The following is a 12,789-nucleotide window of genomic DNA, read 5'->3' as shown; positions in this document are numbered from 1 at the left end:
TTCCCGGGGCCCGGCCGGTTCAGGGCCGGGCGTCCCCGCCGCCGGCCATGTTCTGCAGCCGGGCGATCCGGTCCGCAGTCGGCGGGTGCGTGCGGAACAAATTCGCCATTCCGCGCCCGGAGAACGGGTTGGCGATCATCATGGAGGACGTGTTGACCACCCGCTGGTCGTTCGGGTTCAACGGTTGGGCGCTGACGCCGTTCTCGATCTTCTGGAGCGCACTGGCCAACGCCAACGGGTCACCCGTGAGTTGGGCGCCGTCCTCGTCTGCGTCGTACTCGCGGGTCCGTGAAATGGCCAGCTGAATAACGGTGGCGGCCATGGGGGCCAGCAGCGCAATGGCCAGTCCCGCCAGGGGGTTTCCACGGTTGTCCCCGCCACCACGGCCACCGAAGATCGCGGCGAACTGCAGCATCTGGGCGGCCGAAGTGATGATGCCGGCCACGGCCGCGGCCACCGAGGACGTCAGGATGTCCCGGTTGTAGACGTGCATGAGTTCGTGGCCGAGCACGCCCCGCAGTTCACGCTCCTCGAGCAACTGCAGGATCCCTTCCGTACAGCACACGGCGGCATTCTGCGGATTCCGACCCGTGGCAAACGCATTCGGGCTCATGGTGGGCGACACGTAGAGCCGTGGCATCGGCTGACCCGCTTGCTGGGAGAGTTCCCGAACGGTCCGGTACAGGCCGGGCGCCTGCTGTTCGGACACAGGGACGGCACGCATGGACGCGAGCGCGATCTTGTCGCTGTTCCAGTAGCTGTACGCCGTCGTACCCAGCCCGATCAGGGCGAACACCCCGATGAACACCGAGTTGTTGGCCGCCACGGCCACGCCGTACCCGATGGCCAGGAGCAACAACCACATGCCACCAAGCAGGGTGACGGTTTTCAGACCATTGAAATGCCGGTGCATTCAGCACTCACCTTCAGCCAATCAGCACCCAACCGTACGGGGTGAGGACCCAGTACCCGCCGGTATCCGAACCGCTGGTCGGGTCACTGGTCGGGTCGGTGGAGTCCCCACCGGTGGTGTCGCGGGTGGACGTGTCCGTGCCGGATGTGTCCGTACCCGACGAATCCGTGGACCCGTCCGTCGGCTCGGAGGCGTCGGTGGTCGGCAACGGACTCGGGGAGGGCTCCGTCGTGGGAGCGGGTTCAGTCGTCTCCGTCGGATCCTGGGTCTGCGGCCCGGGCTCGTCGGTGGGCAGCTGGGTCTCCGGGGTGTCGACGCGCGTCGAGTCGCCCCCGTCAGTCGGGACACCTGCGGGATCCGAGGTCTGCGGAACGCGGTCGTCCTCCCCCGTTCCGGGGTCCGTGGGTGCCGGTTCCGTGGAAGTCGGCTCTGCGGGCTCAGCCGGCACTTCTTCGGACTGGTCCGGGGTTGGCGCGGTCGGCACCGTCTCGGGGGTGTCGTCCACAGCGGGCGGGACGGTGGTGCCGGCGTGACCGGTCCCCGGTGGGGTCCCCGAGCCCTCGGGCGCCTGCTGGCGGGGTGCCTCCGGCACCCGGACCGTCGCGGGGTCTTGTTGGTCGGCCGAACGCGGCAGCACACCGTTGGCGGTCGCACCCGAATCGTTCTGCGCGGGGGCGGCCGCCTGGCTCTCCGGGCTCCGAGCGAGTGGGGGGTCAGCGGGGACGTTGCGGAATGCACTCATGCCGACAGACGGTCCTGTGGCCTCTGAAGCTTCGGTCGAACGCGCGGTGGGCCCGGACAGCTCGTTGCTGCGCTCCAGGCCGACGCGCACGGTCTCCGAACTCTCGGAGTCGTCCGTGGGCGTGCTCGAGGCGCGATCCGCGCTGTCCGACGAGGTGGCTCCGGCGGTCTCAGCCGCCTCCGTGGCCTCTGCCGGTCCGTCATGGGCCGGGAACGGAAGTCCACCGAGTGTGGTGGAACCGTTGGTCCCGTCGTCCCTCACGAGCGTGTTGAACCCGACACCGACCAGCGCGACGACGGCGGAGGCCGCCACCGCACCCACAACGACCTTGAGTCCGACTCCGGCTCCAACGACGCCCGCGACAGTTCCCGCGTTGGCACCGGACCCGGCCGAGGAGGCGTCGCCCGACGCCTGGTCGGCCGAGGATGGCGGGTCGTCGACGACACCCTCGAAGAGGGACGGTCCGTGCGACGAATCGGCTGCCGCGGCGGTGGCCGTCGGGTCGATCGCCACCCCGCCCGTGGAGCCGGTTGTCCCGGCGGCGTTCTGCGTTCCTTGGGCCGCCCCGGATGCGACCGCAGCGGCTCCCGTGCCACCGCCCGAGACCATGAGCGCGGCCAGGACCTTGGATTCGGTGCCCCACAGGGGCAGTGCCGCCAGCGCGGGGAGCAGCCAGGTCCGCATTCCCACGCCGGTCTCCTGCAGTTGCAGGTACTCGGCCGTGCACCGCGGGCAGGAGTCCAGGTGCTGCTGCACCTCTCGTCGCGCCCGAGACCCGAGGCTCCCCCGGGCGAAGGCACCGAGGTCTGCGGCGATCTCCGGGCACTGGCTCGTGGCGGCCGAGGACACCTGCGCCTGCAGATAGGCGGCCTGGAGGCCTCCCCTTGCCCGCTTGTTCAGCGCCGACACCGCATTCGGTGTCATGCCCAGGACCTCGGCAATCGCCTGCGGTTTCATACCCTCGACCTCGGCGTGCCACAGCACGGCCTGCCAGCGTTCCGGCAACGAGGCGTACGCACCGGCGACGGCGACGGCGTCGCACTGCCGGACCACGACGTCGTCGAATTCCTCTGCACCGTCGAGTTCGCTGTGCTCACCGACCGGCTGCACGCGTGTCGAGGCGACCCCGTGGTCAACGGCCAGGCGGCCGATGGTGGTCACCAGGTAGCTGCGCAGGAACTTCTGCGGGCCCCCGCCCTTGCGGATGACGGACAGAACTCTGGTGAAGGCCTCGGAGACCAGGTCCTCGGCGTCCTGCACGTTGCGGGTGTGCATGCGGGCGACATTGAGAGCAGTGGAACGGTGGCGTTGGTAGAGCACGCCGTAGGAGGTCTCGTCACCGGCGCGCACTGCATCCAGCAGTTCCTCGTCCTCGAGCGGACCGTCTGCCGCTGGAGCCTGCTCCCCCGTGCCGTCGACATCGGGTACGCCCTGTGCCCCACCGTCGAGGAGTTCGTCGGCGAGGTCCGTGTCCTGCTCGGGACCGGGGCGGCCGGTCACAGGATCGTTCGAGTGCTGCGGGACGATGGTTGGCCTCCTACTGGCCGTCGGCCGGCTGGTGAGGTGTTGGTGGGTCGCACGAACATCAGCGGCAGCGAGGTGGTTCGCCGACGATGGTCGGCATGCACGTGTGGGAGTTGCGTCTACTCTGGTGTGGCACGCAATCCCGAAAATTCTACGCGCCGGGGTGCCGCAGGCCAAGAGCCGTCTGATTAGTACAGACGACACTCAGGGGACACCGGTGAAAGTCTCGGGGCAGGTTGTTGTGAACTACTCAGATCTTTGGTTAGCGTGAATCACATGCAGCGATCCACGACGGTAATGGCAGGCACAGCGGGCGGGACGAGGCCGCGCCCGCTCCTGGCCGCCGACGAGTGGGCATTGCAGTTGCGCGGACACGGTCGTCGGGTGACCAAACAACGGCTTGCCGTCCTGGGCGCCACCGATCGCCATCCACACTCGTCCGCAGACGAGATCACGCGGTGGGTGCGCGAAGACCTGCCGTCGATCACACCCCAGTCGGTGTACGTGGTCCTGTCGGACCTCACCGAGCTGGACCTGGTGCGGAAATTCGAACCACCGGCCGGCCCGGCACTGTACGAAACCCGCACGGGCGACAACCACCATCACGCGTACTGCATACGGTGCGGCCGGGTGGAGGACGTCGACTGCTCGGTGGGTGCCGCTCCGTGCCTTGTTCCTTCCCAGGACCACGGGATGACGTTGCTGTCCGCTGAGGTCCTTTACCGAGGCCTGTGCGAGAGGTGCCAAGCCACCGCCGCAGCCGAACCACAACCGTGAATTCATGAGGAGGACGAACATGTCAGAGATGTCAGGAAAGTCCGAACAGCCAGAGATGTCAGGGCAGGACGTTCGCAACATCGGCGAGCGCCCCACCGGGACCTTCACCACGGACCAACAGGGACGGGCCGTCCCGTCGGACAACCATTCGCTCACGGTGGGCGGCCCCGACGGGGTCATCTCCCTGACCGACACCTACGTGGTGGAGAAGCTTGCGGCCTTCGACCGCGAACGTGTGCCCGAGCGCGTGGTCCACGCAAAGGGCGGCGGGGCGTTCGGCGAACTCGAGATCACCGAGGACGTCTCGCAGTACACCCGCGCCGCCGTGTTCCAGCCCGGGACCAAGACCCCCATGCTCGCCCGCTTCTCGACGGTGGCCGGCGAACAGGGGTCCCCTGATACCTGGCGCGATCCCCGCGGTTTCGCCCTGAAGTTCTACACGACCGAAGGAAACCTGGACATCGTCGGGAACAACACCCCGATCTTCTTCGTCCGCGACGGGATCAAGTTCCCGGACTTCATCCACTCCCAGAAGCGCCTGCCCGGTTCCGGCCTGCGTGACCACAACATGCAGTGGGACTTCTGGACCCATCACCCGGAGTCCTCCCACCAGGTCACCTACCTCATGGGTGACCGCGGTATTCCCAAGAACTGGCGCCACATGAACGGGTACGGTTCACACACCTACCAGTGGATCAACGCCCAGGGCGAGCGGTTCTGGGTCAAGTACCACTTCGTCTCCAACCAGGGCGTGGAGGGTCTGACGCAGGAGGAGGCCGACCAACTGGCCGGTCAGGACGCCGATGCCCACCGCCGGGACCTGTACGACGCGATCGAACGCGGAGAGTTCCCGTCCTGGGACGTCTACGTCCAGGTCATGCCGTACGAAGACGGAAAGACGTACAAGGTCAACCCGTTCGACGTCACCAAGACGATCTCCAAGAAGGATTACCCGCGCATCAAGGTGGGCAGGTTCACGCTGAACCAGAACCCGTTGAACTTCTTCGCCCAGATCGAGCAGGCGGCCTTCTCCCCGGGGAACACGGTCCCGGGGGTGGCGATCTCCCCGGACAAGATGCTCATGACGCGTGTGTTCTCCTACCCGGACACCCACCGCCACCGCATCGGGGCGAACTTCGCGGATCTTCCGGTCAACTATCCGCACTTCGCCGAGCAGAACTCCTACTCGCAAGACGGGCCCATGCGCTACACGTTCAAGTCCCCGGCGGTCCCGGTGTACGCCGAGAACTCCAAGGGCGGGCCGCACGCCGACCCGGCGCGGGCCAACGAGGACATGTACTGGCAGTCCGACGGTGAGATGGTCCGTGCCGCAGCCACCGTACGCGGGCCCGAGGACGACGAGAAACGTCAGGCCTCCGAGCTCTACTCCGAGGTCATGTCCGCCGAGCAGCAGGACATGCTGGTCAGCAACGTGGCCGGGCACATCGGCGACGTGACCGACGACGGGATCCGCGAACGCGCGTTCCAGTACTGGGAGAACATCAACCCGGAGCTGGGTTCCCGGGTCCGCCAGAAGTGGGCGGAAAGCCAGGGCTGACGGCCGACACCCGCTCGGTCAACCGCGCGGGAACCCCGAACCGGGATCGACCTCGGGCTGACCCGGGTCTGCATCGAGCAGGCCCGGGTCGCTGCTCAGCATCCCGGGATCGGTGTCCACGTCCAGACCGCCGGCCATGGGCGGCAGCGGCACGCCGTCCTCGACGTTCTGCGCGGACGAACGCTCCACGGATTCCAGCACGTCCCGGATGTCCTCGCTGCTGAACGAGGCGACCGGTGGCCGCGCGTTCAGACAGACCTGGCGGGCACCCGTGCCCAGTGCGTAGCGCAGGACGTCGCGGGCCGGGGCGGAACGAATCGCAAGGCCGGGGTCCAGCGCAGCGACTTCGGCGGCCGAGGTGAACAGCAGCAGGGTGTCGGCCACCTGTCCTTCCTCCGGTTTCGCCCACACGGGTTCGACATCGGAGGTCGTGGCTGCCGCCGGAGCCGCACCTTCGGGTTCGTTTGCGGAACCATCAGCCGCCCGGTCCCCGTTGCCGGTCACGGGACGCACACCCAGGAGCAGCACGCTGTTGGGTCCGACCATTCCGGAGAGCACCTGCGGCACGCTGCCGATGGTCAGCCCGTTCTTGGCGACGTCGTTGCGGGGTGAGGACAGGAGCCAGTCGATCTGCTCGCGGGGGATCCGGCAGGACGCGGCTCCCGCGTCGATGATGAGATGGTCGTACTGTCGGTCCTCACCCACCAGCTCCAGGATCGCCGTGGCCCGCTGCCGCAGGAACACGGGGTCGCCCTCCTGGCCGGAGCGGTCGAACATGTTGCGCGCCTCGCGCTGGGCCGTGTAGGCCGCCAGGGACCGTGTGCCGTCGGCCTCCGCGAAGCTCTGCAACCGGATCACGGAATCTCCCGTGATCTCCTGGTTGGGCCCACGGACGAGGTCCGATCCCGTGGCGTCCACCAGGAGGTCCCCGGCGGTGCACTGCCGGAGCACCTCGATGAGCCCTTCTTCGGAGGGCGCAGCGGCGAACTCGGCCACGGCCTCCCGCAGCCGCGGGTTGACCGTGCCGTCGGGGTCGGCCTCCTGCTCGGTTCCCGGGGGCAGAACCGGAATGACCTGGTCGCTGTCTCCGGCCATTGCCGACAGCCAGGTGGGAACCCTCGCCTCGGTCCGCGGAAAGGCCTCGAGATGTTCGATGCCCTCCTCGATTCCGTACGGGCCTTCCTCTCCGAGGGTGGGCGGACGCTCGTCGAAATTGTGCTGGGCGGCGAAGGAATACGTCGGTCGGGGCCACCCCTCGGCGGTCACGGTGACCACCGTGGACAGCCAGGTGCCGCGGCCCGGGCGGTAGGCCAGGGACTGGAGCCGACTGATCCGGCGCAGGATCGGGCTGCCGGGTTTGATGGGCCCCACGGTGCCGGGCAGGGTGTGTTCGCCACGGTGTTCCGTGATGCGCAGCCACACACGCCCGCCCTGTGGTTTGAGGTCAACGTCCATCCGGTCCCACCCCAGCTGGGCGTTGAGGACCTCGAGGACCCAGTTGCCGACGGACCGGAGCTCGTCCTGGAGGGCTTCGGCGACCTGCTCACTGCTCAGCAGATCTGCTGCGTGCCCTCCGGCACGATTGCGGGATCGCTTGCCGGGCTCCTGCTGTGGCTGAGTCATGTGAACAAGCCTATCCGGCAGGCTGTCCACGGGTTCCATCAGCCGTTGCTAGCCTGGAGGTTATGACGACTTCACTGCAGGAACTGATCGACGACTCGATCTTCATTTCGACCGAACATCAGGCCCGTCTGGCCGAATTGAGCCAGGGCGTCGAGTGGGACGTGGACTTCTCCGTTCCGTCCTTCACCCTGCAGTCCGATCCGCCCGTCGTGCTGACCCCGCACCTGCTGGGCACCGACTCCGCCGAGCGCGGCTCCTGGGTGTGGTCCTGGCAGGAACTGGGCCACTTCCCCTCCGAGGTCGTGGCCGCTGCCGTCCAGTCCCGCGAATCAGGAGCGCGGGCCGACGTCGACGAACTCATCACCGATGAACTGCCCACCCAGGACGGCCTGGCCCGTCAGTTGACACTGGCCACCAAGTCCCTGACCGGCGTGTGGGCGCACTACCCGGCCCGCGTGGGCAAGCAGGTCACCGCCTGGCTCCTGTTGGAGGGCCCCGAGCTCGAGCTCGAACCGATCTCCCTGGAAACCATGATGCGCGTGATCGCCGAGGCCCTCCAGACCGGGACCGCGGTTGACCACAACCGGGCATTGGACTCCTACGCCAAGCTCCGCGGGATGCACATCGAGTGGGACACCGACGCCACGTGCGTGATCTCCACCCGCGACGGCGCCCAGCGGTTCTGGTTCGAGGACCACCAGGTCTCCGGGGTGGAGCCGGCCGAGTCCACCGTGGGCGAGGACGAACTCGCCCGCCTGGAGCAGGAGGCCCGGACCCGCCGCGAGGCCCTGGCCGCCGACCGTTCCGACGCGCAGCAGATCGCCGAACAGCAGGCCGCTCAGGACACCGCGGCCCGAGAGGCCGAGGAGGCCACGCGCCGTGAGGCGACGGCAGCCGCTGACAGCCCCGCCGAGTCCGTTTCGGTGGCCCCGGAGGCCGCGGGCGCTGCGGAAGCCGGGGAGGGTGACGAGGCAACGGCGACGCAGGCCCCGACCCAGGACGGCCAGGAGCCGCTGCCCGCCGAGCTGTCCCGCGAGGACCTGGAGGCACCCGTACCGGGTACCGCTTCCGAGGATCTGCCCTACGACCAGGAGCCGCGCCGCGACATCGCCCCCGGCGAGGTCACGACCACCACGGTGCCCTCCCTCTCTCCCGAGACCGACGACGACGCCCGGCGCGACCATGCACGGACCGCCGAGCAGGCCGCAACGGCGGACCGCGAGGACCACCGTTCGCCCGGCGTCGTTTCCCCGGAGGAGTACGCGGCCCGCACCGAATCTGCGGAGCCGCGGGACACGGAACGCCCCGAGGTGCGGCAGCCGCGCGTCGAGGAGCCTGCCACGGCTCGCCCCGTCCAGGACGAGGCCGTCGAACCGGTCACCGGACCCGTGGGCACGGTCGAGGAGCCGGGCGCTGCGCAGGCCCCGGCAGATCGCGAGCCCGCCACTGCCGGAACCGGAGCAGACCAGAGCCCGGCAGCGCCCGGTTCCGCGAAGCCCGCGGACGACGCTCGGGCCACGGACGATCAGCCCGCTGACGCCCAGACCGCCCGCGAGGACCACGAGCAGGAGGACGAGCCGCGCAAGAAGGGCTTTTTCAGCCGCTTTTTCGGGCTGTGATCGGGCAGTGACCGTTTGAGCACGCCCGAACCGGTGCGCCCAGGAGGCGACGACCGGCGCGGGTTGGTCTTCGGCGCGAGCGCCTACGGACTGTGGGGGCTGCTGCCCCTGTACTTCGTGGCGCTCGTGCCCGCCGGAGCCTGGGAGATCGTGTCCCTGCGCGTGATCTTCGCGCTGGGCCTCTGCCTGGTCCTGTTGGCCGTCTTCGGGCAGTTCGGCCGGTTCCTGGCGGCCTTCACCCAACCGAAGGCGCTCGGGCTCTTTCTCCTGTCCGGGGTGCTGATCGGGTGCAACTGGCTGCTGTACACGATCGCGACCACCACGGGCCACACGCTGGAAGCCTCCCTGGGTTACTTCATCAATCCCATCGTGGCCATCGCCCTGGGGGTCCTGGTCCTGCGGGAGAAACTCAGGCCTCTCCAATGGGGTGCGGTGGGCCTGGGGCTGGCCGCCGTGGTCGTGATGTCCGTCTTCTACGGTCAGGTTCCGTGGCTGTCCCTCGGACTCGCGTTCTCCTTCGGACTCTACGGTTTGACCAAGTCGATGCTGCGCGGCAGCTGGCCCGCGCTGGTGTCCTTGACCATGGAAACGCTGGCCATCATGCCTCCGGCCGCTTTGATCGTCGCCGGGCTGGCGCGTGGCGACCAGCTGACGCTGACGGGCCACGGGACCACGCACACGCTGTTGCTCGCGGCCTCCGGTGTGGTCACGGTCGTGCCCCTGCTGCTCTTCGGACTGGCGGCCGCCCGTCTACCGTTGAGCACCGTGGGGATGCTGCAGTACATCGCACCGATCCTGCAGTTCCTCCTGGCCGTGCTGTACCTGCACGAGGCCATGCCGCTGGAACGCTGGCTGGGATTCGGGATCGTGTGGGCCGCCGTCGTCCTCCTGGTCGTGGATGCCTACGGCCGCGGCCGTGCGCAACGACGGCGGGCGCGGGGCGCCTGAGGTCGTCCCCGGTGGTCCACAGAAACGGCTCGGGCCGGGCACCCTGTTGGGTGCCCGGCCCGAGCCGTTGTCATGAGTGGTGCGGATCAGTGGTCCGGTGCGGTCCTACTCGTCGCCGCTTTCGTCCGGCTGGCGCCGCAGGTTCAGGATGGAGGCGATCAACCCGCCCCACACCGTCACCCCGGCCACGACCAGCATCACGATTGCTTCGGTGCTCATCGGGTTCCCTCCTCGACTGCGTTCGTGCGGGCGTCGTCGGACTCCACCCAGGGCTCGGAAGCGCGCTCCCGGTGCTCGTGCGGGTCGTGCCAGGGGGTCCCGTCACGTACCACGGAACTCGTGATCGTGGGGGTCACCCCGGTGCTCAGGTACTTCTGGTCCAACCCCGGGTCCAGCACCGCCAGTGCGGGCGAAGACTGGGCCCCACGGGAACGCTTGGACCACGGGATCTTCGAGACGATCAGGGAAATCACCACCAGGGAAATGGCCATGCCCCAACCGAAGGTCACCACGAACCAGGTGGGGAACCCACCGTAGCCCTCGGAGAGCACCGTGGTGATCTGCCCGATGATCGAGTAGCCCAGGACCACGACGGCCACACCGCCGATGAAGATCATCCAGGTGCGGCCGACCTTGAAGGCCGAGACGGCGTTGAGGTGGTCGCGCAAGCCCGGGAGCGCTGTCAAGCCGGCGCTGAGGGTGATCACCGCAGCCAGGGACGCGGCCATGATGCCGAAGTTGTTGACGAAGGCGTCCGTGACGTCCAGGAGGTTCAGGCCCGTCGTCGTCGGGAACAGCAGCAAGGAGGCCACGGCCAACGGGACGACGACGGCGATGGTGCCCGCCAACCGTCCCAGACCCAGCTTGTCCTGGACGCCCGCGATGATGACCTCCACGATCGAGATCAACGAGGTGAAGCCCGCGAAGGTCAGTGCCCCGAAGAACAGCACACCGAGCAGGGCACCCATGGGCGCCTCGGAGATGATCGTGGGGAAGGCGATGAAGGCCAGGCCGATGCCGCCGCTGACGACCTCGGAAACCTCGGCCCCCGATGCCGTGGCCATGAAGCCCAGCGCCGCGAAGACGCCGATGCCGGCCAGGATCTCGAAGGAGGAGTTGGCGAAGCCGACGACGAGTGCCGTGCTGGTCAGGTCCGAACGCCGCTTGAGGTAGGAGGCGTAGGTGACCATGATGCCGAAGCCCACGGACAGGGAGAAGAAGATCTGCCCGTACGCGGCCATCCACACCGCACTGTTGCCCAGAGCCGACCAGTCCGGGGTGAACAGGGCGTTGAGACCGGCACCGGCACCGTCCAGGGTCAGCGCCATGACCACCATGACGGCGAACATGACCACCAGCAGCGGGATGAAGACCACGTTGAAGCGGCCGATGCCGCGCTGCACACCCAGGGCCATGACCACCAGCAGGATGACCCAGACGAGAGCCAGACCCAGGAGCACCTGCGGGACGAAGTCGAAGCTCGGGGCGACGGTGTCGGCGACCTGCAGGTACTGGCCCATGAAGAAGCCCTCGGGGTCATCCCCCCAGGCCTTGGTCACGGAGAAGATCGTGTAGGAACCGGCCCACGCGATGATCACCGCGTAGTAAGCGGCGATCACGAAACAGATGCACAACTGCCACCAGCCGAGGAACTCGGCCTTCGGATGCAGGCGCCGATAGGACAGCGGTGCGGAGGCCCGGTAGCGATGTCCCACCGCGTAGTCGAGCATGAGCAGCGGGAGACCCGCCGTCAGCAGCGCGATCAGGTAGGGAATCATGAAGGCCCCGCCGCCGTTTTCGTAGGCGACGTACGGGAAACGCCAGATGTTTCCCAGGCCGATGGCGGAGCCCATGGCGGCCAGGATGAAGACGGTTCGGTTGGAAAAGACCTCACGCTGTTGCGCAGCGGGAGGTGCGGATGTGTTTGAGGACACGGGTCCACCTCGTGGTGCTCAGAGGGTGCCTGGCGCGAAAGGCCCGGCGGTGGTTGCGAATGGTTCCGCGGGTCCGGTGAGGGTGGCCGGAGGGACGGTTTGAGGGTTCAGGCTACCCGGGCTTATGCGGATCGATGCACCATGCCGCGCGCGAAGCTCTGCAAGGCGCGTTTGGCGGTGGATTCCGGCAGAGGCGCCAGGGCGGCTTCCGCCTGGTTGACCCAGGACTCGGCGACCTCCCACGCCCCGTCGATGGCGGGATGCCCGGCCAATGCCTCGACCGCACGGGCGAGATCTTCGTCCGCGGTCAGGTCACCGTCCACGAGTGCGAGCACTTCCTGGGCGGAGGTGTCGCCCCCGGCAGCCATGCGTCGCAGCACGAGGACGGGCAGGGTGGGGACGCCTTCACGCAGGTCGGTACCGGGGGTCTTCCCGGTCTGAGCTGCCGTGGACGTGATGTCGATGACGTCGTCGGCCAGTTGGAAGGCCACGCCGATCTTCTCACCGTAGTTCTCCAGGACCTCGATGACCTCGGGGGTCGCACCGGCCAGGGTCGAGCCGTAGACCCCGCACGCTGCGATCAGCGAACCGGTCTTGCCGGCCAGAACCTGGATGTAGTGCTCCAGGGCGTCGGTGCCCTCGGGCGGGCCGGAGGTCTCCTGCAACTGGCCGGTGACCAGGCGTTCGAACGCGTTGGCCTGGATCTGGTAAGCCCGCTGGGACAGCGTGGCCACCAGCGCGGAGGCCCGCGCGAAGATCAGGTCCCCGGTGAGGATCGCGACGTTGTTGCCCCACACGGTGTGGGCCGCATCCACCCCGCGGCGCACGGGTGCGGAGTCCATGACGTCGTCGTGGTACAGCGAGGCCAGATGCGTCAGTTCGACCACGACGGCGGCGTCGATCACGTCGTCGTTGATCCCGCCTCCGATGGCACCGGCGAGCACCGTGAGCAGCGGCCGCACGCGCTTCCCTCCCGCTTTGAGCAGGTGGGAGGCCGTGACCTCGATGAGGGGGTCCGAGCTGCGCACTTCTTCGGCCAGACGGGTCTCGATCCGGTCCAGGGCGGCCAGAACCTGGGCACCGAACTCGGGATCGGCCGCGATGACCTCCATGCCCGCGGGAAGCGCGGAATCACCACCGGTGGCGACGGT

10 protein-coding genes are annotated in these 12,789 nt (G+C 68.2%); 4 read left to right on the top strand and 6 right to left on the bottom strand.

Features of this window, described 5'->3' with window-relative positions; translation table 11 throughout:
* Window positions 1-19 precede the first annotated feature (19 nt).
* Both htpX and GWK18_RS03650 read right to left on the bottom strand, forming a co-directional pair.
* Window positions 20-913 carry a zinc metalloprotease HtpX gene (gene htpX, locus GWK18_RS03655; protein WP_166833284.1) on the bottom strand — a complete coding sequence of 298 codons (894 nt, stop codon included), beginning with the start codon at window positions 911-913 and terminating at the stop codon, window positions 20-22.
* Between the two features lie 13 nt (window positions 914-926).
* Window positions 927-3,155 carry a sigma-70 family RNA polymerase sigma factor gene (locus tag GWK18_RS03650; RefSeq protein ID WP_166833282.1) on the bottom strand — a complete coding sequence of 743 codons (2,229 nt, stop codon included), beginning with the start codon at window positions 3,153-3,155 and terminating at the stop codon, window positions 927-929.
* A 321-nt stretch (window positions 3,156-3,476) separates the two neighbouring features.
* Between GWK18_RS03650 and GWK18_RS03645 the strand changes: the two genes are divergently transcribed.
* Together GWK18_RS03645 and GWK18_RS03640 are read left to right on the top strand one after the other, a co-directional pair.
* Window positions 3,477-3,956 (top strand): Fur family transcriptional regulator, encoded by a 480-nt coding sequence (locus GWK18_RS03645; RefSeq protein ID WP_199732493.1) that lies wholly within the window; start codon window positions 3,477-3,479, stop codon window positions 3,954-3,956.
* A 55-nt stretch (window positions 3,957-4,011) separates the two neighbouring features.
* The gene (locus GWK18_RS03640; protein WP_166833390.1) at window positions 4,012-5,514 is read left to right on the top strand and encodes a catalase; all 1,503 of its coding nucleotides are present in this window, start codon (window positions 4,012-4,014) and stop codon (window positions 5,512-5,514) included.
* Window positions 5,515-5,532: 18 nt separating this feature from the next.
* Here the strand turns inward: GWK18_RS03640 and GWK18_RS03635 are convergent, their stop codons facing one another.
* On the bottom strand, window positions 5,533-7,137 hold the full coding sequence (locus GWK18_RS03635; RefSeq protein ID WP_166833280.1) for an SseB family protein: 1,605 nt from the start codon (window positions 7,135-7,137) through the stop codon (window positions 5,533-5,535).
* 62 nt (window positions 7,138-7,199) lie between these two features.
* Here GWK18_RS03635 and GWK18_RS03630 point away from each other — a divergent pair, with 62 nt between their 5' ends.
* Window positions 7,200-8,756, top strand: coding sequence for a DUF6882 domain-containing protein (locus GWK18_RS03630; protein WP_166833279.1), 1,557 nt, complete (start codon window positions 7,200-7,202; stop codon window positions 8,754-8,756).
* A 15-nt stretch (window positions 8,757-8,771) separates the two neighbouring features.
* Window positions 8,772-9,704 carry an EamA family transporter RarD gene (gene rarD, locus GWK18_RS03625; protein ID WP_245192802.1) on the top strand — a complete coding sequence of 311 codons (933 nt, stop codon included), beginning with the start codon at window positions 8,772-8,774 and terminating at the stop codon, window positions 9,702-9,704.
* 105 nt (window positions 9,705-9,809) lie between these two features.
* On the opposite strand, the gene GWK18_RS03620 is transcribed toward rarD, so the two are convergent.
* From GWK18_RS03620 to GWK18_RS03610, 3 genes are all read right to left on the bottom strand, one after another.
* Complete coding sequence (locus tag GWK18_RS03620; RefSeq protein ID WP_123823434.1) at window positions 9,810-9,923, bottom strand: methionine/alanine import family NSS transporter small subunit; 114 nt, start codon at window positions 9,921-9,923, stop codon at window positions 9,810-9,812.
* Complete coding sequence (locus GWK18_RS03615; RefSeq protein WP_348535825.1) at window positions 9,920-11,638, bottom strand: sodium-dependent transporter; 1,719 nt, start codon at window positions 11,636-11,638, stop codon at window positions 9,920-9,922. Before GWK18_RS03615 ends, GWK18_RS03620 begins: the two co-directional genes overlap by 4 nt.
* A gap of 122 nt (window positions 11,639-11,760) precedes the next feature.
* Entirely contained in the window at window positions 11,761-12,750 is a 990-nt protein-coding gene (locus GWK18_RS03610) for a polyprenyl synthetase family protein (RefSeq protein ID WP_166833384.1), read from the bottom strand.
* Between the last annotated feature and the right edge of the window lie 39 nt (window positions 12,751-12,789).

The organism is Kocuria sp. JC486 (assembly GCF_011602805.1).
In the GTDB taxonomy this organism is placed as follows: domain Bacteria; phylum Actinomycetota; class Actinomycetes; order Actinomycetales; family Micrococcaceae; genus Kocuria; species Kocuria soli.
This window is presented reverse-complemented; position numbering and strand designations above follow the sequence as displayed.